This window comes from Dyella sp. PARNA 12/25, assembly GCF_055702865.1.
On sequence record NZ_JBVQCI010000003.1, the window covers coordinates 40,903 to 64,027 of the forward strand.

General features: G+C 62.8%; 15 protein-coding genes and 3 tRNA genes. 12 read left to right on the forward strand and 6 right to left on the reverse strand.

Features of this window, described 5'->3' with window-relative positions:
• Positions 1-201: 201 nt before the first annotated feature.
• From AC0GUR_RS07910 to AC0GUR_RS07925, 4 genes are all read left to right on the forward strand, one after another.
• Positions 202-6,237, forward strand: a complete 6,036-nt coding sequence (locus AC0GUR_RS07910) for an alpha-2-macroglobulin family protein (RefSeq protein WP_472876915.1) — start codon at positions 202-204, stop codon at positions 6,235-6,237.
• A gap of 52 nt (positions 6,238-6,289) precedes the next feature.
• Complete coding sequence (pbpC, locus tag AC0GUR_RS07915) at positions 6,290-8,683, forward strand: penicillin-binding protein 1C (RefSeq protein WP_472876916.1); 2,394 nt, start codon at positions 6,290-6,292, stop codon at positions 8,681-8,683.
• A gap of 92 nt (positions 8,684-8,775) precedes the next feature.
• A complete protein-coding gene (locus AC0GUR_RS07920; protein WP_472876917.1) occupies positions 8,776-10,065 on the forward strand; it encodes an NAD(P)/FAD-dependent oxidoreductase in 1,290 nt (429 codons plus the stop codon).
• The gene (locus tag AC0GUR_RS07925; RefSeq protein WP_472876918.1) at positions 10,062-10,418 is read left to right on the forward strand and encodes a tRNA-binding protein; all 357 of its coding nucleotides are present in this window, start codon (positions 10,062-10,064) and stop codon (positions 10,416-10,418) included. Before AC0GUR_RS07920 ends, AC0GUR_RS07925 begins: the two co-directional genes overlap by 4 nt.
• Here the strand turns inward: AC0GUR_RS07925 and AC0GUR_RS07930 are convergent, their stop codons facing one another.
• Positions 10,419-11,693, reverse strand: a complete 1,275-nt coding sequence (locus tag AC0GUR_RS07930) for an MFS transporter (RefSeq protein ID WP_472876919.1) — start codon at positions 11,691-11,693, stop codon at positions 10,419-10,421.
• 69 nt (positions 11,694-11,762) lie between these two features.
• Here AC0GUR_RS07930 and AC0GUR_RS07935 point away from each other — a divergent pair, with 69 nt between their 5' ends.
• Positions 11,763-12,386, forward strand: a complete 624-nt coding sequence (locus AC0GUR_RS07935; protein ID WP_472876920.1) for a TetR/AcrR family transcriptional regulator — start codon at positions 11,763-11,765, stop codon at positions 12,384-12,386.
• Between the two features lie 12 nt (positions 12,387-12,398).
• Here the strand turns inward: AC0GUR_RS07935 and AC0GUR_RS07940 are convergent, their stop codons facing one another.
• Both AC0GUR_RS07940 and AC0GUR_RS07945 read right to left on the reverse strand, forming a co-directional pair.
• The gene (locus tag AC0GUR_RS07940; protein WP_472876921.1) at positions 12,399-13,346 is read right to left on the reverse strand and encodes an MBL fold metallo-hydrolase; all 948 of its coding nucleotides are present in this window, start codon (positions 13,344-13,346) and stop codon (positions 12,399-12,401) included.
• Positions 13,347-13,420: 74 nt separating this feature from the next.
• Positions 13,421-14,122, reverse strand: a complete 702-nt coding sequence (locus AC0GUR_RS07945) for a pirin family protein (RefSeq protein ID WP_472876922.1) — start codon at positions 14,120-14,122, stop codon at positions 13,421-13,423.
• Between the two features lie 281 nt (positions 14,123-14,403).
• Between AC0GUR_RS07945 and AC0GUR_RS07950 the strand changes: the two genes are divergently transcribed.
• The 5 genes from AC0GUR_RS07950 (at position 14,404) to AC0GUR_RS07970 (ending at position 15,915) form a co-directional block, all read left to right on the forward strand.
• A tRNA-Gly gene (locus AC0GUR_RS07950) sits at positions 14,404-14,479 on the forward strand.
• Positions 14,480-14,563: 84 nt separating this feature from the next.
• Positions 14,564-14,637 (forward strand) — tRNA-Cys (locus AC0GUR_RS07955).
• 107 nt (positions 14,638-14,744) lie between these two features.
• Positions 14,745-14,831 (forward strand) — tRNA-Leu (locus AC0GUR_RS07960).
• A gap of 31 nt (positions 14,832-14,862) precedes the next feature.
• Positions 14,863-15,108, forward strand: a complete 246-nt coding sequence (locus AC0GUR_RS07965; RefSeq protein WP_472876923.1) for a hypothetical protein — start codon at positions 14,863-14,865, stop codon at positions 15,106-15,108.
• Between the two features lie 153 nt (positions 15,109-15,261).
• Positions 15,262-15,915, forward strand: a complete 654-nt coding sequence (locus AC0GUR_RS07970) for a response regulator (protein ID WP_472876924.1) — start codon at positions 15,262-15,264, stop codon at positions 15,913-15,915.
• A 77-nt stretch (positions 15,916-15,992) separates the two neighbouring features.
• On the opposite strand, the gene AC0GUR_RS07975 is transcribed toward AC0GUR_RS07970, so the two are convergent.
• Positions 15,993-19,127 (reverse strand): Rne/Rng family ribonuclease, encoded by a 3,135-nt coding sequence (locus tag AC0GUR_RS07975; protein ID WP_472876925.1) that lies wholly within the window; start codon positions 19,125-19,127, stop codon positions 15,993-15,995.
• A 342-nt stretch (positions 19,128-19,469) separates the two neighbouring features.
• Here AC0GUR_RS07975 and AC0GUR_RS07980 point away from each other — a divergent pair, with 342 nt between their 5' ends.
• The gene (locus AC0GUR_RS07980) at positions 19,470-20,483 is read left to right on the forward strand and encodes an RluA family pseudouridine synthase (RefSeq protein WP_472876926.1); all 1,014 of its coding nucleotides are present in this window, start codon (positions 19,470-19,472) and stop codon (positions 20,481-20,483) included.
• On the opposite strand, the gene AC0GUR_RS07985 is transcribed toward AC0GUR_RS07980, so the two are convergent.
• Together AC0GUR_RS07985 and AC0GUR_RS07990 are read right to left on the reverse strand one after the other, a co-directional pair.
• Positions 20,451-21,959, reverse strand: coding sequence for a CPBP family glutamic-type intramembrane protease (locus AC0GUR_RS07985; protein ID WP_472876927.1), 1,509 nt, complete (start codon positions 21,957-21,959; stop codon positions 20,451-20,453). The two genes, AC0GUR_RS07980 and AC0GUR_RS07985, sit on opposite strands and share 33 nt — an antisense overlap.
• Positions 21,960-21,973: 14 nt before the next feature.
• Positions 21,974-22,315, reverse strand: coding sequence for a 4a-hydroxytetrahydrobiopterin dehydratase (locus AC0GUR_RS07990; RefSeq protein WP_472876928.1), 342 nt, complete (start codon positions 22,313-22,315; stop codon positions 21,974-21,976).
• Between the two features lie 160 nt (positions 22,316-22,475).
• On the opposite strand from AC0GUR_RS07990, the gene AC0GUR_RS07995 reads away from it, so the two are divergent.
• On the forward strand, positions 22,476-23,084 hold the full coding sequence (locus AC0GUR_RS07995) for an NfuA family Fe-S biogenesis protein (protein ID WP_472876929.1): 609 nt from the start codon (positions 22,476-22,478) through the stop codon (positions 23,082-23,084).
• Positions 23,085-23,125 lie beyond the last annotated feature (41 nt).

Consider the following 23,125-nt stretch of genomic DNA (forward strand, 5'->3'; position numbering starts at 1 on the left):
GACTTTCCCCCATGCGTCTTTGACGGGCGCATGCCAGAATCCCACCCGCGTTCTGCCATCTTCGGCGTGCATCATGTAGTGGGGTAACCCGGTAGTGTCAGCTCCGCTTCGCAAGAGGCGGGCGTTTTGACGTACCTGGCCCGGGGCCGCGTCGCTGATGCGCCGCCGTCGTGTTCATTGGATGAAAACCAGGAAAGCATCATGGATCTGTTGCGATTTCTACTCCTGCTGCCGCTGCGCCTGTTGCGTGGCCTTGGCGCCGTGCTGGCCCTGATCCTTCGCCCCTTGATAGGGCAGGTCAGCTGGTCGGCACCCACGTGGTTACCCGCCACAGGAGGATGGATTCGGCGCAGGCCCATCCAGGCTGCGGGTACGCTGGTGGCCGTTCTTGTGCTGGCGACGGGCGGCTGGTTTGGCTGGGAGTGGTACAAGAATCGACCCAAGCCCGTGGAGCCCTCGCGCATCACGTTGTCGGTAGATGTGCCGGCGATCACCGACTACACCCGTCAGCCCATCGTGATCCACCCGCTCACGGTGACGTTCTCGGGCTCGGCGGCACCCATCGAGCTCGTTGGCAAGCCGGTGACCACGGGCATCGTCATGCAGCCCGCGACCAAAGGGCAGTGGACCTGGGTTGATGACCATACCCTGCGATTCGTGCCGGCCGAAGACTGGCCGATAGGGCGCCACTACGAAGTGCGCTTCGACACCGCCAAGGCGTTTGCCAGCCACGTGCTGATGGCCGATGACCATTTCACGTTCGACACGCCGGCTTTCGAGGCGAAGGTGGAAAACGGCGAGTTCTATCAAGACCCTCAGGACGCCACCGCCAAGAAGACCATTCTGCCGGTGAGTTTCAACTACCCGGTCGACACGGCCGAATTCGAGAAGCGTATCGAGGTGGGTCTGGCGCAACAGGGCAGTCGCGATGTGGCGCTCAAGTACAGCGTGACGTACGACCAGTACAAGCTGCACGCCTGGATCCATTCGCAGCCGCTGGCGCTGCCTCGCGATGAGGGTGCGGTGCACTACAGCATCGCCAAGGGCGTGCGCAGCGTACGCGGCGGCGATGGCACGAGCAGTGATATCAAGGCGCAGGTTCGCGTACCAGGGCGCTACAGCCTCACCATCAATAGCGTTGATCCGACCCTGGTCGACAACGAGAAGTACGAGCCCGAACAGGTGCTGGTGGTCAATGTCGGCGGCAGCGTGCGCGACAGCGAGCTTGCTCGCCTGACCAAGGCCTGGGTGTTGCCCAATCGTAAACCCGGCGTGGAGCAGGGTGACGATGAGCCGCCTTACGGCTGGGATGTTTCCGAAGTGGGTGAGGCGGAGCTGCGCAAGGCACAGCCGCTGAAGTTGGAACTGGTGCCTACCGAGAACGACTACGAGGCAGTGCAGAGCTTCAAGTACCGCGCGGAACCTGGGCAGCGCATCTACGTGCATGTCGACAAGGGGCTGGAATCGTTCGGCGGCTATGCCATGGGCAAACCCTTTGCCACCGTGGTCAGCGTACCCAATTACCCCAAACTGCTGCGTTTCATGGCCGACGGTTCGCTGCTGTCGATCTCCGGCAGCAAGCGGATTTCGGTGGTGTCGCGCAATCTCCCCGGCATGCGCGTGGAGATCGGGCGTGTACTGCCCGATCAGCTGCAGCATCTGGTGAGCTTCAATCAGGGCACGTTTGCGCGTCCGGAGCTGAGCTATATGTTCAGCGAAGACCATATCGTGGAGCGCTTCGAGCAGAAGCGCAGCTTCCCGGCGGGCGACCCGGCCAAGGCGCACTACGAGGGCGTGGATCTGGGGCAATACCTGAAAGACGGTAAGCGTGGCGTGTTTCTCTTGCACCTCTCCAGCTATGACGCCGCCGCTGAGAAAAAGAAGGAAGACGCAAAGAAGGCTGCCGAAAGCGAGCCACAGGCTGCACCCCGCAACGAAGCAAACGACGGGGAGGGGGAGGAAGGCGAGGCCGACCAGAGCGACATGTCGGACAACGGCTACAACTCTGGCGCGGGCAGCCCCAACGACACGCGCATGATCGTGGTGACCGATCTGGGCATGCTGGTGAAGCGCGCGCTGGATGGTAGTCAGGACGTATTCGTGCAATCCATCCGCACTGGACAGCCGGTGGCTGGCGCTTCGGTGTCGGTACTTGCCGTCAACGGCCAGACGCTCTTCAGCGAAACCACCTCGGCCGATGGCGTCGTGCATTTCCCGACCTTCAAAGGCCTGGAGCGCGAGAAGCAGCCGACCTTGTATGTAGTGAAGAAGGCTGACGACCTGTCCTTCCTGCCCATCGGCGGCACCAGCAGCTACGAACGCAAGCTCGATTTCTCGCGCTTTGACGTGGGTGGCGAACGCAACGCCCAGAACGAAGGCCAGCTGTCGGCTTACCTGTTCTCCGATCGCGGCATCTATCGGCCCGGTGATACCTTCCATATGGGTCTGATCGTCCGGGCATCGAGCTGGACGCGCAGCGTGGTGGGCATTCCGTTGCAGGCAGAGATTGTCGACCCGCGCGGCATGACGGTGAAGCAATTGCCCATGTCCATGGATGCGTCCGGCTTTGGCGAACTCGAATACGCACCCGCCGAAACCGCACCGACCGGCACCTGGACGGTGAACCTCTACATCGTCAAGGACGGCAAAGCCAGCGCGCAGATCGGCAGCACCACCGTGCAGGTGAAGGAGTTCCTGCCCGATCGCATGAAAGTGGAAGCCAAGCTGGCCGGTCAGGTATCCGAAGGCTGGGTGAAGCCTGACCAGATCAAGGGCATCGTCGACGTCATGAACCTGTTCGGCACGCCGGCAGCGGATCGCCGCGTGGAGGCCTCGCTGACCTTGCGCCCGGCGTGGCCCGCATTCCGTAGTTGGCCCGACTATCACTTCTACGATGTGCGTCGCGCCAAAGAGGGTTACGAAGACAAGCTGCAAGATGGCAAGACCGACGACAAGGGCCATGCGGAGTTCGACTTCGACCTGAAGAAGTACGCTGACGCGACCTATCAGCTGTACTTCCTGGTGAAGGCCTATGAGCCGGAAGGCGGTCGTAGTGTGGCCGCCGCTGCGCAAACCTTGGTATCCAGCAACGACTGGCTGGTGGGTTTCAAGTCGGTCGACAATCTGGATTACATCAACCGTGCCGCGCCACGCAGCGTGCGTCTGGTAGCCATCGATCACACCGCGAAGTCGATCGCGTTGAATGACCTGAAGGCACGCTTGATCGAGCGTCGCTACCTCTCGGTGCTCACCAAGCAGGATTCGGGCGTCTACAAGTACCAGTCCAAGCTCAAGGAAGTGCTGATCAACGAGCAGCCGCTGGCGATTCCAGCCAATGGCATGGACCACACCTTGCCGACGGACAAGCCGGGCAACTACGCACTGGTCATCGTGCGCAGCAGCGACGGCGTGGAAGTGAACCGCGTGGAGTTCTCGGTGGCGGGAGCCGCCAACGTGTCCCGCTCGCTCGATCGCAACGCGGAGCTGCAACTCAATCTGAGCAAGCAGGACTATGCACCTGGCGAGGCGATGGATATCGCCATCCGCGCGCCTTATGCAGGCAGCGGCCTGATCACCATCGAGCGTGACAAGGTGTATGCGCACGCCTGGTTCCATGCCGACACCACCAGCTCGGTGCAGCACATCACCGTGCCCGCCGACTTTGAAGGCAACGGCTATATCAACGTGCAGTACATCCGTGATCCGTCGTCGGACGAGATCTTCATGAGTCCATTGAGCTACGGCGTGGTGCCGTTCTCGGTGAACCTGGATGCGCGCCGCAACAGCATCAAGGTGGAGTCGCCCGCGTTGGTCAAACCGGGCGAAACGGTGACCTTCAAACTCACCGCGCCGCAGCCCACGCGAGCTGTGGTCTTCGCGGTGGACGAGGGCATCCTGCAGGTGGCTCGCTACAAGCTGGGTGATCCACTGAAGTTCTTCTTCCGCAAGCGCATGCTCGAAGTGGGTACTTCGCAGATCCTCGACCTGATACTGCCGGACTTCGAGAAGCTGATGGCGATGGCTGCCCCCGGTGGCGACGCGGACGCGGCCATCGGTCGCCAGCTCAATCCGTTCAAACGCAAGCGCGACAAGCCGGTGGCGTACTGGTCCGGCATTGTCGATATCAACGGTGAGAAGAACTTCACTTACCAGGTACCTGACTACTTCAACGGCAAGATTCGCGTCATGGCGGTGGCGGTGTCGTCGGATCGCATCGGTACGTTTGAGGGCAGCGCGACGGTACGCGGTGATTTTGTGCTTTCGCCGAATGTGCCCACGACGCTGGCACCGGGCGACGAAGTCGATGTCAGCGTTGGCGTTGCCAATAACCTCACTGGCTTGGGCGGCAAGCAGGTGCCCGTGGCCGTGACGCTGAAAACCGGCCCGCAATTGCAGATCGTGGGTGCGCCGACGCAGAGCCTGAATATCGGCGAGATGCGCGAGGGTGTGGTGACTTTCCGCGTCAAGGCTACCGACAAGCTCGGGTCTGGCAACCTCAGTTTCACCGCGGGCTATGGCGACAAGTCAGCACGCCAGAGCGTGGATGTATCGGTGCGCCCGGCGTCGGCTTATCGCACACAGGTGGATGTGGGCCGGGTCGATGCCGGCAGCAAGCAGGACCAGCCGGACCTGCGTCATATGTACAGCGAGTACGCCTTGCGTGATGCCGCCATCTCCAACATCCCGGTGGTGCTGTCGAGCGGCCTCACGACCTACCTGGTGAACTTCCAGCATTTCTGCAGCGAGCAGATCATCAGTATGGCCATGCCGCGCCTGGTGCTGCCGAAGTGGCCGCAGGTCAAGGTATTCGCAGATGCCCTGCAACCCGCCATGGGCGAGGGCAAGAAGCTCAGCAATGCGGAGGCGCTCTCGCAGTTCCTGGACGTGCTGCATGCACGCCAGAACGGGCAGGGTGGCTTCGGCTTGTGGTCGGCCACGCCGGATTCCAATCCATTCGTATCGACCTATGCCATGAACTTCATGCTGGAAGCACGTGAGCGTGGCGTGGAAATTCCGCGCGACATGTTCGATGCAGGCAACAAGTATCTGAAGCAGCTGGCCAGCGACGATACGCTCGATGGCATCGACCTCGTGCGCCAGCGCGCATATGCCGTGTATCTGCTGACCCGACAGGGCAATGTCACCACCAACGATCTGGCTGCCGTGCAGAAACGTCTGCAGGATGCGTATCCCGATCAGTGGAAGAACGACCTGGCTGCGGCATGGCTGGCGGCTTCGTACCAGTTGCTCAAGCAGGACAAGCAGGCCGCGCAGCTCATGGCTGGTCCACAGAAGCTGCTCGAGCGCAGCAAGGGCGACAAGGATTACAGCTACGGCTACTACTACGACTCGCTGATTCGCGACGCCAGCACGCTGTATCTGCTTAGCAAGCATTTCCCAGAGCGGGCCAAGGCGCTGCCGCCACGCGTGATGGAGAACATCAGCGAGCCGTTGGGCCGGGGCTGGTACAACACCTTGTCTTCGTCGATGGTATTGCTGGCGCTGGATACCTATGCGTCGGAGAGCAACGGGCAGCTGGACAAGCTGCGCATCGACCAGGTGCTTGCCGATGGTTCGGTGAAGTCCATCGCCGCCCCGCAAGGCAATCTGCTCCAGGCTGGCAGCTGGAGTGCCGACGCCCGACGCCTGCGCTTCACCAATGACAGCACGCTGCCGGCGTGGCGTGTGGTGAGCCAGGGCGGGTTCGATCGCGACGCGCCCGGCAAGGCCATCAAGGAAGGCGTGGAGATCACCCGCGATTACACCGATACGAATGGCAAGGCCATCGACAAGGTGACCGTCGGTCAGGAGATCGACGTGCATCTGAAGATTCGCGCCACCGATGATCGCGGCAGGGACAACATCGCCATTGTTGATCTGTTGCCGGGTGGTTTCGAGCCGGTCATCCAGCCGCCGCCGGCCGTGACCGACCAGCAGCAAGATGGCAGCGACCAGAACGACGCCGGCGGTGACAGCGAGGTCAAGGCCAGCGCATGGCGTTCGCCCATCGGCGTGGGTAACTCTAGCTGGGCCCTGCAATATGCCGACGTGCGCGAGGATCGCGTGGTGCTCTACGGCACGGCCACGCCCGAAGTGGGCGAGTTCGTCTACCGCATCAAGGCCACCAATGCCGGCAAGTTCATCGTGCCGCCGGCTTACGGTGAAGCTTTGTACGATCGCCGCGTGCAGGCGCGGACGGCGGGCGGCAAGACGCTGGAGGTTGTCCGTCAGCCTTGATGGATAAGGAGCGCCCACGGCCATCCGTGGGCGTTCCGGCGGACTCACGCACATGATCACACCATCGCTCATTACGCGCTCCTGCCAGGCCGTCGTACGCTGGATTGTTCGATGGCAGAACTGGCTTGTGGGCGCAGCATTGCTGGCGGCGCTGCTGGTGGGCTGCCGATGGTGGCCGCATCGTCCGCTGAATGAGTGGCTGCCGTCATCGACGGCGGTTTACGAAGCGCGCGGGCGGTTATTGCGTCTGACGCTGGCGAGCGATGAGCGTTACCGCTTGTGGGTGCCGCTCAGGGATGTGTCTCCCGCGCTGGTCGATGGCGTATTGCTGCACGAGGATCGCTGGTACCGCTGGCATCCAGGCTTTAACCCTTACGGCCTGGTGCGCGGTGCATGGGTCACCTATGTGAGCCACGGCAACCGTCAGGGCGGCTCCACCGTCACCATGCAGCTCGCCCGCCTGCTATGGCGCCTCAATACACGCACGCCCATGGGCAAACTGCGGCAGGTAGCGCGGGCGATACAGCTGGAATTGTTCTATTCCAAAGACCAGATCCTCGAGGCCTATCTCAACTACGCACCGTACGGGCGCAACGTAGAGGGCGTGGGGGCGGCAAGCCTCGCGTACTTCGACAAACCCATCGACAAGCTCAGCCTGCCGGAAGCGCTGACGCTGGCCGTGATACCGCAGGATCCCACCCGCCGCCTGCAAGGTGGCGCCGATGCGCCAGACCTGATCGGCGCAAGGCTCAGCACATCGCGCAATCGCTTGTATGCGCGATGGAAGAGCCTGCACCCTGAGGACGCCGCGCTACAGCCCCTGTTTGCCTTGCCATTACGTCTGAGGCCGCTCTCCCAGCTTCCGTTCGAAGCCCCGCATGCCGTCGACCAGGTGCTGGCGGTGCGGCGAATGGCACCGCAGGAGCAAAGCAGTCGTGTGACCACGACGCTGGATCTGGACCTGCAGCATGTACTGGAATGCCAGGTCGGACGCTACATCGAGCGCAACGACGCGCGAGGCATCCGCAATGCGGCGGCCATCCTCATCGACACGCGCGACATGGGCATCAAGGCGCTCGTTGGCTCCGCCGATTACGCAAATGCCGCCCTCCAGGGCCAGGTCAATGGCACGCTGGCCAAGCGCTCGCCAGGCTCCACCCTCAAGCCGTTCATTTATGGGCTCGGCTTCGATCAGGGGGTGTTGCACCCCCAAACCGTACTGCGCGACGTTCCCACTTCGTTCGGCCCGTACACGCCGGAGAACTTCGATGGCCATTTCCTGGGGCCGGTGACCGCGACCGAGGCGCTGGTGCGCAGTCGCAACATTCCTGCGGTATGGGTGGCTTCGCAGCTGCAACAACCGACGTTCTATCAATTCCTGCGCGATGCCGGCATCAGCCGCATGGCCAGCGAGAAGCACTACGGCCTCGCGCTGGTACTGGGTGGCGGTGAAGTGACCATGCAGGAGCTGGGTGGCCTGTATGCGATGCTCGCCAATCGTGGCGAACTGCGTCCGCTGCGCCTGTTCGCCGACGAACCCAGGCCCACCGGCACTCGCCTGTTGAGTGACGAGGCAAGCTTCATGGTGATGGACATGCTGCGGCAGAACCCTCGCCCCGACGAAACCACTGGTGCACAACCCGATCGCCTTCCGGTGTACTGGAAAACGGGCACGTCCTGGGGATTCCGCGATGCCTGGACAGCTGGCAGCTTCGGACCCTACGTGCTGGTGGTTTGGGTAGGCAATTTCGATGGCAGCAGCAACCCGGCCTTCGTCGGCGCGGAGGCAGCGGCCCCGCTGTTCTTCCAGATGGTCGACGCGTTGCGCGCGGCGCAACCGCAGATGGCCGAGCCGATACGTCACATGCCTGCACACCTCCGCCGGGTGGAAATCTGCCTTGCCAGTGGCGATCTGCCGAACCAGTGGTGCCCGCAGCGAGGCATGACTTGGTTCATTCCCGGCAAATCGCCGATCCGCGTGAGCCAGGTGCATCGCCCGGTGGTGATTGACGACGCCACGGGGCAGCCGGCTTGCCCGCCGTATGCCGGCAAGCGCACGCACGTTGAGGTGTACGAGTTCTGGCCCTCCGAATTGCAGCGCGTATTCGTGCAGGCGGGCATTCCCCGGCGCACGCCGCCGCGCAACGATATCTGCGCGAACGCCGGTGTCGATGGCGAACCACCGGCGATCTCGTCGCCGTTGAAGGGCAGCATCTACGCCATGCGCCTTAAGTCTGCCGGCGAGGATCGCATTGCCTTCAATGCCAACGCCGACGCCTCGGTGCGGGAAATGTACTGGTTCGTCAACGACGCTTACGTAGGACGGTCGGCACCTGGCGAATCGCTATTCTGGCAGCCATCGCACGCGGGTAACTACGAGGTGCGCGTGGTGGATGACCGAGGCCGTAGCGATGAGCGCCCCTTGGGCGTCACCCTCGTCGAGTAGCCAGCCGGCTGTGCCATGCGTCATGTCGCAGTTGGGTGCTGTGGCTGCGCTATGCTTGCCCGTCATCACCGAGACAAGCGCACGCCCATCGCATGACTTCGTCACCGGCAGTGTCTTACTACCGCGCCACGGCTACGCCGTACCAACCGTTCACCGCTTTGCAGGGGAAGGTCGATGCGCGCATCGCCATCATCGGCGGCGGCTATGCGGGCTTGCACACGGCACTTGGCCTTGCCGAACGCGGCGTCCGCGATGTGGTGCTGCTGGAGCGCGAGCAGGTGGGCTTCGGTGCGTCCGGCAGGAACGGTGGCTTTGTATTCGGTGGCTATTCGTTGGGCGAGCAGTCGCTGCTTGATCAAAAGGGTGAGGCGTCGGCCCGCGCATTGTTCCAATTGACCACGGACGCGGTGGCTCGTATTCGCCGGCGTGTTGCGACGCACGCCATTCCCTGCGATCTCGTGGACGAGGGCGTGATCTGGGCCAACTGGTTCCGTGACCCGGCGGTATTGCAGCAGCGGCAGGAGCTATTGGCGAAACACTACGGCGTATCGTGGGAGTGGTTGCCGCAGAATGAGCTGCGCGACCGCATCCACACCCAGCGTTACTTCGACGGCCTGTATGAGCGCGATGCGCTGCATCTTCACCCGCTCAATTTTGCCATTGGCCTGGCCGGAGCCGCGGCAGCGCAAGGCGTGCGCATTCACGAGAACACCGACGTCAGCCAGCTGCGGCGCGACGGCTTGCGCTGGCGCATCGAAACGGGCCAGGGCACGGTGCATGCGGACCAGGTCGTGCTTGCCTGCGGTGGCTATCTGGCAGGGCTGCGCCGGCAGGTCGATCGGGCCATTTTGCCCATTGCCACCTACGTCATGGTGACGGAGCCGCTGGGCGATCGCCTCGGTGAATGTCTGCGCACGCGCTCGGCCGTCTACGATTCGCGCTTTGCGTTCGACTACTACAGGCCCTTGCCTGACACGCGCCTGCTGTGGGGCGGGCGCATCTCCGTTCGGGATCGTTCGCCGCGGAGTGTGCAACGACTGCTCACGCAGGATCTCCTGCGCGTTTTCCCCCAGCTGAAGGGTGTACGCGTCGACTACGCCTGGTCGGGCTTGATGAGTTATGCACGGCACCAGATGCCTCAAATCGGCAGCAGTGATGATGGGCTCTGGTGGGCACAGGCCTTCGGTGGGCACGGGCTGGCGCCCACGTGTGCCGCCGGTGATCTATTGGCGTCGGCGATTGCCGAAGGCGACGACCGCTGGAAACAGTTTGGCGGTTACGGGCTGGCGCGCACTTACCGGCCCTTTGGCTACCTTGGCGCACAGGCCAGCTATTGGTGGCAGCAAAGCAAGGACTGGTTCAAGACGAGGTTGGAAGGATGAGCGAGACAAACGACACGGCGCCAGCGGAAATCAGTTGGGCTGATTTCGAGAAAGTCTGCATCGTGGCGGGCACCGTCACACGCGTCGAGCCGTTTCCCGAAGCGCGCAAGCCGGCCTGGAAAGTGTGGGTGGATTTCGGACGGTACGGCGAAAAGAAAACCAGCGCGCAGATTGCGCATCTCTATCGGGCCGAAGATCTGCTCGGTCGGCAGATCGTGGGCGTGATCAATTTTCCCGAGAAACAGATTGGGCCGTTCCGTTCGCAGTTCCTGCTCACGGGGTTTCCGACGGACGAGGGCGTTGTCATCACGGCCATCGAACGCCCCGTGCCCAACGGTACGCGGCTGGCGTAATCAGGCCGTCTGCAGCGCGGGCTGCGGCTGGGGCCGTCGCCTTATCATCAAGGCGAGACCAGCTGCGATCAGGCCCGTGATGCCGGCCACCACGAACGGTTGCAGATAATTACCGCTCTGCGTGCGTAACGCACCTGCGAGAAAAGCCGCGCTTGCTGCGCCGATCTGATGACCCGTCACCACCCAGCCGAACACGACGGGCGCATCACGATCACCAAACGCATCGGCGGCCAGACGCAGCGTGGGCGGCACTGTCGCTATCCAGTCGAGGCCATAGAACATGCCAAACAGCGACAGGCTGGTCAGCGAGAAATCGGAATAGGGCAGCCAGATCAGCGACAGCCCGCGCAGGCCGTAATACACAAATAGCAGTTTGCGCGGGTCGTAACGGTCGGTGAGCCAGCCCGACAAGGTGGTGCCCACCAGATCGAATGCACCCATCATGGCAAGCAGGCCAGCTGCGCGAACCTCGGGAATGCCGTGATCCCCGCACATGGCGATGAAGTGCGTGCCGATCAGTCCATTGGTGGTGAAGCCGCAGATGAAGAACGTGGCAAACAGAAACCAGAAGGTGCGTTGCTTCGCTGCCGTCGCCAGGGTGCCAAGCGCAATGGCAAGCAGATTGCGGCGAGGTGCCGTGTCGACTTCATCTTCCGTCGCACCATAAGGGCGCAGGCCGATATCCGCCGGGCGCTCAGGCAGCAGCCACCATGCCAGCGGTATCAACACCAGGCAGCCGGTCGCCACCGTCCACACCACCGGCCGCCAGCCGCCGTGATCGGCAATGGCCGCCAGGGCGGGCAAGAACACCAGCGTGCCGGTCGCCGTACTCGCCGTGAGCAGGCCCATCATCAAGCCGCGATGGGTGGCGAACCAGCGATTAACCACGGTGGCACCAAGCACAATCGCCACGCAGCCCGAGCCGAGGCCGGAAAACACGCCCCAAGTCAGCATCAAATGCCACGGCTGCGTCATCCAGGCGCTGGCCGAAATGGATACCGCCATGAGGGTCAGCGCGCCAATCAACGTGCGGCGAATGCCCACCGCCTGCATCAGCGCGGCGGCAAACGGCCCGACCAGGCCATAGAGAAAGATGCCCAGTGCCGCCGACAGCGAAATCGTGTCGCGGCTCCAGCCAAAAGCCTTGCCCAGGGGAAGAATCAGCACGCCCGGCGCAGCGCGAACGCCCGCAGCGGCGAGCAGGGCGAGAAAGATCACGGCGGCAACGACAAAGGCGTACTTCTGGCCGAAGGGGCGGGAGCGCGGTATAGTCATGTTACCGATCGGTACGTTGGGTTGGCGAATCATACGTACCGATCGGTAACATAGTCAACAGTGCTCGCCATGACGACCAAACGTTCCCGATCATCAACACCCGAAACTCCATCCGAAACTCCATCCGAAACCAAGCCCAAGGCCGCGGAGCGCATCCGCCGCACGGCACGCGAGCTTTTCTATCGCGAAGGCATCCGCGCCATTGGGGTGGAGGAAATCGTAAGTCGCGCTGGGGTCACCAAGCCCAGCCTGTATCGCAGCTATGCCTCCAAGGATGAATTGGCGGCTGAGTACCTGCGCGATTACGAAATGGCTTTCTGGGAAGTGTTCGACGCGGGTTCGAAGACCCATCCCGACGACGTTCGGGCGCAGTTGATGTCCTATCTCGAAGGGCTGGCGCAGCGTGCGACGCAAGGAAACTACCGTGGCTGCGGTTTGACCAACGCCGTCGTGGAATATCCCGGCGATGATCATCCAGCTCGCAAGGTCGCCCAAACGCACAAGCGCAAGCTGCGCGAGCGCTTAGTCGAGATGTCGGCAGCAATGGGCGCGAAAGAGCCCGCGGTGCTGGCCGATGGCCTGCTGTTGTTGCTTGAAGGTACCTACGCTTCGGGGCAGTTATTCGAACGACAGGGGCCTGCGCGTTCGCTGGTCGCCGTCGCCAACCAATTGATCGATGCCTCGCTGCGTTGAGGCAACGAGTCGTCAGCTAACGCGACGCTGTTGACTGTCCAGCCAAACGCCCAGACCCTGGGCGTTGAGCTCGACATCCATGCCCAGAAGCTCAAGCAGCTTTGCGCGATTGCCCTGCCAGCCATGGGCCAAGGCTCGCGAGAGATAGAGGTCAGCCAGCTGTTCCTTCATCGCCTCATGCCGCTGCGAAGCATCACGCGTGTTTTGTTGCGCGGCGTGTGCGATGGCGACCATCGCATCGATCTGCAGGTGCAACTGGTCGGCGACTCGCTCCACCTGTTCGACGCGATCGAAGTGCGTCACATACATTGCGTCAGGCTTCAGCGCGATCAGTCGGCGGATCGATGCGTGCAGCGCATCGGGATCGAACTGCACCGGGGTGGTCGTGGGCAGTGCGAACGGACCGTTCGCGGTATCGAATTCGCGATAGGACAATCCAAACGTGTCCCCCGTGAAGCAGACGTTGGCACGTTCGTCGTAGATGCTCATGTGGTGGCGGGCGTGCCCTGGCGTATCCAGGCAGAGCAGCGGCCGACCGGAGAGCAACACCACGTGGCCATCCGGTGCTTCGGTGACGCGCTCGGCTGGAATAGGACGCAGCCTGCCATAGGTGGCCTCCATGACTTCATCGCCATAGACCGCCGACGCGCCAGCCCATAGCTGGCTTGGATCAATCATGTGGCGCGCGCCGCGTGGATGCACGGCGAGCCGAGCATTGGGCAGATGCGCGATCAGCTCACCCGCACCACCCGCATGATCGAGATGCACATGCGTAAGGATCAGCCAATCGACATCGGCGGGCGTGAGGCCGTTTTGGCTCAGCGCACCAAGCATGCGCGGCACCGAGAAATGGGTGCCGCAATCGATAAAGGCAGCGCGACCGTCTTCCACGACCAGATAAGCCGCATCGAAATGCGGACGCACAAAACCGGTATCGATGGTGTGGATGCCGTGGCTCATGGCCAACCTCGCGCTGAAGGGATCAGGCGAGGTTAGCAAGCGCGGTGGGAGGACACACCCCCACCATCGTCGACTCAGGGTGCTGCATCGACCAGAACCAGCTCGGCATCTTCCAATGCCTTCACGCTGATCTTTGCCTCATTGCGAATGGCTGCACCGTCGCGCTCGTCCAGCTTTATACCGTTGATCTCTACCTTGCCCTTGGACGGCACCAGATACGCAAAGCGATGAGGCCCGAACTCGTACTCGGCTGTCTCGCCAGCTTTCAAGGTCGCGCCGAGCACGCGCGCATCGGTACGCAGCGGCAGTGCATCCGTGTCTTCCTTGAAACCGCTGGCCAGCGCAACGAAACGCCCCGAGCGATCACCCACCGGGAAAGGCTTGGTGCCCCACGACGGCGGGTTGCCCTGTTCGTTGGGAATGATCCAGATCTGGAAGATGCGCGTCGTACCCGGTTCCAAGTTGTATTCCGCGTGCGTGATGCCTGTGCCGGCGCTCATCACCTGCACATCGCCCGCTACGGTACGACCCTTGTTGCCAAGGTTGTCCTGATGCGTGATGGCACCTTCGCGCACGTAAGTGATGATTTCCATATCGCCGTGCGGGTGCGGCGGAAAGCCCGTCTGCGATGCAATGGTGTCGTCGTTCCACACGCGCAGCGCGCCCCAGCCCATGCGCGAGGCGTCGTAGTAGTTGGCAAACGAAAAGTGATGCTTCGCATCGAGCCAGCCGTGGTTGGCTCCACCAAGGGCATTGAAGGGACGATGTTCAATCATGCTGCACTCCTTAGGGTTACTGCGCCGTATCGGCATGCCAACAAGATAGGGCAGTACTCCACGGATACCAGTCGCTACCTAGAGAACGGACTGTTGCCAAAAACGCGTATTCACTCAGGTTAAGCATGAGCCGCGACGGGCCTGTGAAGGGGGAGGGCCGTGTGCGAAACAAGCTTCGCTTTTCATCGGCACGCAGCAACGGCTGGGTCTGCTGATCTGGAAATATTTCATCTCAGACTCTTCACAAATGCCGTCATTCTGTTATTATTTCGAACTCCGATGCGGGAATAGCTCAGTTGGTAGAGCACGACCTTGCCAAGGTCGGGGTCGCGAGTTCGAGTCTCGTTTCCCGCTCCAGTTTTCAGCAAAACCTCGGAATACCGGGGTTTTGTTTTTTCAGGGGATGGTAGCCGTCATTTCGGGTTACGATCTCCGCGCAATGGCCTGGTGGCAGAGTGGTCATGCAGCGGCCTGCAAAGCCGTGTACGCCGGTTCGATTCCGACCCAGGCCTCCATTGCGCATCGAACATAAGCCCGCCTCACGGCGGGTTTTTTTTATTGCCATGCCCAGTGAAAAGACGTGCACGGCGCGCATGCTAGGATGCGCAGCCTTCCGCTACAGGCCCGGATGGCGAAACTGGTAGACGCAAGGGACTTAAAATCCCTCAGCCGAAAGGCTATGCGGGTTCGATCCCCGCTCCGGGCACCAATCCACATGTGACCCTGCTACCGGGGGAGTCATGAATAGCGTGCGATTTCTCGGCCCCTACGACGATCGTGTAGCCGCTGAATTGCCAGAAGGTTTTGTGGTGGGGTCGTGCAAGAGTGATTGCGTGATCGCGCACGGCAGCGTTATCACCGGTGTGTTCCGGCGCACAGGTGAGCAGCGCTGGTCCGATGACGCCGGCAATACCATCACTGTGCTAGTTGAGGATCTTGATCTCGATCGCGCCGCGCTGCGGAATTGGTCGACCGGGGTGGAGTAGCTCGGGTCGACGGCCCGTCACGTGTGTTGTAGGGGAATATCGCCGGATCTCGTAGGGCGGTTTGGGTGATAGCTTTCTTTTGCCCTTCAAGCGCTTGCATTGATGCATATGCCGGCCTATGTTCACCAGACTGACCCAAGGAGGGTGTGATAAGTGATCAAGGTAGTTCTCATTGACGATCACGAGCTGGTGCGCACTGGATTCAGGATGATCCTGCAGCAGCAGCCGGATATGCAGGTTTGCGGTGAGGCAGCGAATGCCGAGGATGGTCTGCGGCTTATTCGCTCAAAGGCCCCCGACATTGCGCTGGTCGACGTGCACATGCCGGGCATGAGCGGCATCGAGCTGACCGAGCGCGTATCCCGTTCCAAGATAGCAACGCACATCATCATCGTCACGGTGGTGGATGACGCGCGATTCCCCAAGCGCCTGTTGGACGCGGGGGCGCTGGGCTATCTCACCAAGGGCTGCGCCGCCGAGGAGCTGCTTGATGCCGTGCGGCAGGTGGCCATGGGGCGTCGTTACCTTGCGCCTGCCGTGGCACAGCAGCTGGCGTTGGCCACCTTGGATGGCGAGGGATCACCCTTTGATGCGCTGTCCAGCCGTGAGTTGGAGGTGGCCATGATGCTGGTGCGCGGCAAGCCGCTCACCATGATCGGGGAGCAGCTCAATCTCAGCCCCAAGACGGTTTCCACTTACAAGCAACGCCTGATGGAGAAGCTGCAAGTCGACCACGTGATCAGCCTGGCGCACCTGATGACCATCCACGGCCTGCTCGATACGCACAACAATCAAGTCGGTGGCTGAGACCAGCGGTCGAACTTCCAGTCAAAAAAAGCCGGACCATAGGTCCGGCTTTTTTTATGGAGGATTCGCGCTCGGCGTTAGCCGTGCGAGGCATCCTTTTTCACGTCATCAGCTTCGGTATTGGCCACCGGCTTTTCAGGGGTGACGACGTGCGAGGGCTGATGGGACGGCTCGGCATGAGCCAGCAGATCACCTTGTGCCGGTGCAGCCGGTGCCGCGGGCTCGGCTTCCACAGTCTCTTCGTGCGTCGGCTGAACGGCTGCAACCTCGGGGGCGGTGATTACTGGCATTGCAGGCTCGCTCACGACCGGTTCTGGCTGCGGTGCTGCTTCCAGATGCGCACGGAAGTCGATGGTGGTGCTGGCAACCTCGACCGGCGTTGCTTCAACCGCCGAGACCGGCTCCGGTGCATGCGACGCGCTGGCGGTGACGTCAGGTGTCAGCGTGGCGGCTGGCGCAGAAACGGGTTCGGCGACTGGGGCCTCGAAAGCCGGCTGCTCATGGATGGTCACCGTTGCTACCGGGCCGGCCGGTGAAACGTGTGCCGCGTCAGCTTCCATCGCTTCAGGGCTGCTCTCCACCGCAACCTTCTCCGGAATGGGCGGAAGGGTGGGCAGGTTGAAAGAAGCGGGCGCTACCGCGCTCAGCACGTGCTCCGGTACGGGCGCCGGGACCACATGGGTCACTGCTCCAGAAGGATCGGCTTCGGTGGTGGCTGCAGACGATGAGTGCTGTTCAGCCGCTACGTGAGCAACCACTGCCACTGCAGTCGCTGCGGCGGCGCCTGCCGCAAACTGCGGGGCGACCATTGCAGGCGTGGCGACGGTCTCGTTGCGATCTTCATCGTCAAGGTCCAGGTGGTCGTCACCTGCGATCGACTGCTCGGTTGCACCGGCCTGTGCGGCGTCATCGTGACGGCGGCGGCGGCGGCCACCGCGGCGACCGCGGCGACGGCGTGACTGGCCGCCTTCAGCCTCGGCGGCTTCATTGGCGGGCGCTTCGTTGTTTGCGACGACCTCGATCACGGGCACCGCGGCGATAGCGGCGTCCTTGATCGTCTCCTTCGCAGCTTCTGCGACCGGAGCGGGCGTCGGGTGCTCAGCCTGTGGTGCGGGTGCAGGGGCGGTCTGCTGCTGGGCCTGACGCGGCTGGCGCTGCTGCTCCTGACGCTCCTGGCGCTGCTGCTTGCGTTCGTTCTGCGGCTGTTGCGCTTCCGTCTTGGCGGACTGCTGCTGCGGCTGACGCTGCTCCTGCTTTTCCTGCTTGGCGCCCTGAGGCTGGCGCTGCTGCTGTTGCTGCCCCTGGCGGTTGCCCTTGGCTTGCTGCTGCTGATTCTTCTGGCCCTGCTGCTGCGACTGCTCGCGGCGCTGCTGCTGACGACCTTGCTGCTGTCCGCCCTGCGAAGGACGGCCGCGTTCGTCGCGACGCTGGCCGCGGTTCTGCTGCTGAGCCGGCTCTGCCTTCACTTGCGGTGCCGGTGCTGCCGGGGCCGCGGTGCCACGGAACCAGCCCAGCAGGCGCGAGATCACGCCGCCACTCGGGGCGGGCGTCGCCGCCGGCTGGCGTGCCGGCTGAACCTGCGGAGCGGCGGCCACTTCCTCACGAACCGGGGCTGGCGAGGCAGGCACGATGCCGCTGACCGCCGGCTGCTCGCTGCTGCCCAAGGCCTGACCCATCTTCGGCAAGGGCGAGGCCTCGACCGCGGTGAGGCGCTCGTAGCTGGGCTTGCTGTGCTCGCCCATGTCCGCTTCGCGGATGCGCTGAATTTCGATGTGCGGCGTCTCGAGCTTGTCGTCGGCCACGATCACCACGTGCACCTTGTTGCGCAGCTCGATCTCGACCACGCTGGCGCGCTTTTCGTTGAGCATGAAGTTGGCCACGCTCGGCGGGGCCTGCACCAGCACCTGGCCGGTGTTGTCCTTCATGGCGTGCTCTTCGATCAGGCGCAGCGTCGACAGGGCCAGCGACTCCACGCCGCGAACATGGCCGTGGCCTTCGCAACGCGGGCACACGATCTGGGTGGCCTCGCCCAGCGAGGGGCGCAGGCGCTGACGGGACATTTCCAGCAGGCCGAAGCGCGAGATGCGGCCAATCTGCACGCGGGCGCGATCCAGCTTCAGCGCTTCCTTGAGACGCTCTTCCACCTCGCGCTGGTGCTTGGGGCTGTCCATGTCGATGAAGTCGATCACGATCAGGCCGCCGGCATCGCGGATGCGCAGCTGGCGGGCGATTTCCGCCGCCGCTTCGAGGTTGGTGTTGAACGCCGTTTCTTCGATGTCGCTGCCCTTGGTGGCCTTCGACGAGTTGATGTCGATGGCGGTCAGGGCTTCGGTCTGGTCGATCACGATCGAACCGCCGGAGGGCAGGCGCACGCTGCGGTCGAACGCGCTCTCGATCTGGGTTTCGATCTGGTAGCGCGAGAACAGCGGGGTGTCGTCGCGGTACAGCTTGAGCTTGCGCAGGGCGTTTGGCATCACCTGCTGCATGAACTCGCGCGCGTCGTTGTACAGCGACTCCTCGTCGATGAGGATCTCGCCGATGTCGTTGCGCAAGTAGTCACGCAGAGCGCGGATGAACAGCTTCGATTCCTGATAGATCAGGAATGGCGCTTTCTGGGAGCCGGCGGCGGTGGAAATCGATCGCCAAAGCTGCAGGAGGTAATCGAGATCCCACTGCAGCTCTTCGGCGTCACGGCCAAGGCCGGCGGTGCGCACGATCAGGCCGACATCGTCGGGGACGGTGAGGTGCTCCAGCGCTTCCTTCAGAGCCTGCCGGTCTTCACCCTCGATGCGACGCGACACGCCGCCCGCCTTCGGGTTGTTCGGCATCAGCACCATGTAGCGGCCGGCGAGGCTGATGAAGGTCGTCAGCGCGGCGCCCTTGTTGCCACGCTCTTCCTTCTCTACCTGTACGACCACTTCCTGACCTTCCTTGAGGAGGTCACGAATGTTCGACTTGTTGGGATCGAGCCCCTGCGTGAAGTACTCGCGGGCGATTTCCTTCAGGGGAAGGAAACCATGGCGCTCGGCGCCGTAGTCGACGAAGCAAGCTTCCAGGGATTGCTCGACGCGAGTGATGCGGCCCTTGTAAATATTGGCCTTTTTCTGCTCGCGGGAAGGGATTTCGATGTCGAGATCGTAAAGGGTTTGGCCATCGACAATGGCCACACGCAACTCTTCACGCTGAGTTGCGTTGATCAACATACGTTTCATTGTAATTTTTCCTCAGCTTGCCGCGCGTCGCGTGCCGCGGTGGCGCCGTAACGTCGGCGGCCTGCCGGGGATCGCGCCGCTGCGGTTAAGCGGCAACATGACGGCATCGTTTCCGGTGCCGGGATGATTTCGTGGCAATGCACTCGCCGCCCCGGAACCTCTTGGAACCGGACAACGACCACCCGAACCGTTACGATGTTAGGGAGCAGCGACCGGCTGCCGTAGAAGGCGACCGGCGCTATCCTCGCCGACGTCACGGGGCGGGCGTCCCGACTCCATCCGAACATCGGCAGGGCGGGACGTAGCGCCGGCCGAGTATCCTATTTCGTCAGGTTTTTTTCAATGCAGACGGTAACTTCCCCAGACGCACCTCACGGTGTGCGTCAAGTCGAGATTGGCCCCGAGCGGGACGGTCAGCGTATCGACAACGCACTTATGACCCTGCTCAAGGGGGTGCCCAAGAGCATGATCTACCGCATCCTGCGGACAGGACAGGTGCGGGTCAACGGCAAGCGGGCCAAGCCCGACACGCGTCTCGCCGCCGGTGACATGCTGCGCATTCCGCCCGTTCGGGTGGCGGAGAAGGTGGTCGGGAAGGCCCCCTCGGCCGGCATGGTCTCAGCCATCACTGAGTCGATCATCTTCGAAGACAAGCACTTCCTGGCCATCGACAAGCCCAGCGGCATTGCCAGCCATGGCGGTAGCGGGGTGAGTCACGGCGCCATCGAGCTACTTCGAGCGGCTCGGCCCAATGAGCACCTGGAGCTGGTTCATCGCCTCGATCGCGATACCAGCGGCGTGCTCGTGTTCGCCAAGACCCGGGCCGGACTGACCGGTTTGCAGGCCGCGATCCGCGACGGCGCAGTGACCAAGCAGTACCTCTGCCTGATGGATGGGCACCCGGGCAAGGCGAAGTTCAACGTCAATGCGCCGCTCCTGAAGTCGGTGTTGCAGGGTGGCGAGCGTATGGTGCGGGTGGCCGATAACGGCAAGCCGTCCCTCACGTTCTTCCAGGAAATGGAGCACTACCCGGGCGCCCGCCTGATGCAGGCGACCCTGGGCACGGGTCGTACCCACCAGATTCGTGTCCATGCTGCCCACATTGGCCATCCGCTGGCCGGCGACCCCAAGTACGGCAACAAGGACATGAACAAGGCCTTCAAGGATTTGGGCCTGAATCGCATGTTCCTGCATGCCTCGCACATGAGTTTCGACCTGGATGGGCGCGCTTATAGTTTTTCGGCGGAGTTGCCCGGTGATCTGAAGGAGTTCCTGGACGTATTGGCCGTCAAGGGCAATAAGATCAAGCGCCTGTGGGACCGGCTACAGGAAGAATCGCGCACTGACCTCGAGTGAGCGCAGGAGGTGGCCGGTGAGGCCACTTTCCACCAGCAGGGCGCTCGCGGCATGCGCCAGCGCGATCGGGGCCAATCGTCGTGAACGGATGAAACACCACGCCCACCAGATTTCGGCCAGCAGGCACAGCTGCATCAAGGTGCCGTTGGGTGTGTGCAGTAGCCCGAACAGGGTGGCGGTGATCAACAAGGTGACCGGCAGGGGCAACCGGGTGTGCCTCAGCCGGCCCATGACCAGGGCCAGCATGGCCCATTGCTGCAGCAGCGCCCAGCCGAGATAGGCAAGAACATGGCTCGTGTTCAGATGAACCAGGCCGTGGCCGTCAGCCAGGGTGAGGGCGCCGGCGACGGGCAGGGGTACCAACGGCCATAGCCAGTCCCTCCAGCGGCTGGTCCACCATGACCAAGGCACGGGACGCCGACGCCATTCGCTTTGCCCCCCATAGACCAGGGCCGCTACAAAGGCGATGACCCCGGGAATCGAGACTTGAGGTCCCCAGCGCAGGCCTGCGATCAGCCACAAGGGGCCAGCAGCGATGGCCGCCACTTCAAGCCAGGGACGGATGACACCGGGTTTCTGGCTCAGGACGAGCCACAGAAGGGCCGCGAGATAGACGCCGAGGGTGCCCCAGTCCAGCCACCCTGGCACATGATCGGAGTGGTTGGCTGTGATCGCCTGACCATAGGGAAGGATGACAGCGCCAGGCCACAGCGCCATGACGCGATCGCGCAGGGAGAGCATGGTTTCGGCCGATGCATGGGCGGGCAGCCGCACCAGCGGCGCCGACTGTTCCCGAGCATTCGCGGCGAGCACATTGGGCACGGGGGTGCCGGGCAGGCGCAGGTCAGCACTGCCAGCGTCGATGGTGGCTGGCAACGACGACGTTTGTGGCGATGTCAGTGCTACATCACGAATCGTTAGCGTGCCCTGGGCTGGCGCCTGAAGCTGCAGGCGTAACATATAAGAGACGACGCCCGGTGGCTGGCATGGCCCGCCGGCTTCGCTTCGCCAGGACACGGCCCGCAAGTCGATGGTCAACGAGGTGTCGGTGGCGGCGATCGGCGCCGCATGCTCTGCCCGGCAGGCGGTGCTGAACTCACTGGCTTGGTAAACCAATCCAAGGACGTCAGCAGTGTCGCTTCGCATGTCCAGACGAAGCAGCGGCCAATGGGCCAGGTCGATCGGCTCCGCGACTGGCAAGCCCAGTTCAAACGGGGTGCCATCCCGGCTGGTGATCCGCAACCCATCGTGTTCGACACTGAGGTCAGCGGCGCCGAACACTCGCTTGGCCACCAGATCGGAGCGCTTATGTAGCGTCCACTGCCATCGGGGCTCACCGTTTCGAAGTGTCGCCAGCGCCTCGCTGGCGACGTGGGTCAGTTGATCGCGGGTGACCCAGGCTGAGATCGCCGCCATGCACGCCAGCAACAGAACCAATGCCACCGCGAAGCCCGCGGTGGCGGCAAGCCGGCGCATGGCGCGCGAGGCGCTCAACGTTCCAGCAGCACTTCGACGCGGGCCGCACAAATGAAGTCGTTGAGCGAGAGCCCGCCGACGTCATGGGTGGACCACAGCAGATGGCAGTGCCCGTAGCCGGCTTCCAGGTCAGGGTGGTGGTCTTCCTGGTTGGCCATGAAGCCCACCGCATTGATGAAGCCCAGCGTGTGGTGGAAGTCGTGGAACTTGAAGTCCTTGACGATGGCCTTGCCGTCGGCGGTGGCCTGCCACCCCGGCAACGATGCCAGCAGTTCCTTAACCTTGGCCGCGTCCAGCGCGTGCTCTTTACCCTTGCGCGGCGTGCAGTGCTGGCTGGCGAGTGTGTGGAGGCTCATGGCAATTCGTCCCGTGCAGAGGAAAGGTGCGAAGGGTCGAAGCTTGGCGCGGAAAAGTCAAAACCGGACGTCTTGTATCCGCATCAACGCACCCGGGGCCAAAATAGGACTAAAATGGTGCTGTATTTCCGGCCAGGCCGGTGTTTCAGCTGGAGTAGACATGATCGAGATTTCAGAACGCGCACAGCGCCACTTCCTGCGATTGCTCTCCCAGCAGGGTGTCGACGGGTTGAGCATCCGCCTGCGCGTGACGTCCCCGGGTACGCCCGCCGCCAACTGCGAGCTGGAGTTTGCCGAGCCGGACGAGTTGACCGGAAACGAATGGACCATCGTCTGCGATGGTTTCGACTTCAATGTCGAAGGTGACAGCGCGCAGTGGCTGGAAGGCGCGAGCATCGATTTCGAACCCAATGCCACCGGTGGTCAGCTCAACATCCGCGCGCCGCGCATCAAGGGCAAGATTCCGGGGGAAGAGGCTGGGCTCATCGAGCGCGTGCGCTACGTGCTGGAAGCCGAGGTGAACCCGAAGATCGCCTCGCACGGCGGTCGCGTCAGCCTGCTTGAAGTCGACGCCAACGGCGTGGTGGTGCTGCAGTTCGGTGGCGGCTGCCACGGGTGCGCCTCGGTGGATGTCACTCTCAAGCATGGCGTGGAGAAGACCCTGCGCGAGCGCGTGCCGGAGATCACCGCGGTGCGCGATGCCACGGATCACAGTGGTGGCAGCAACCCCTACTACAGCAAGAAGGAAGGGAAGTCAGCGATGGGCTGAGCTTTGCCTGCACTGGTGTACAAAACAAAAAGGCCCGCTGC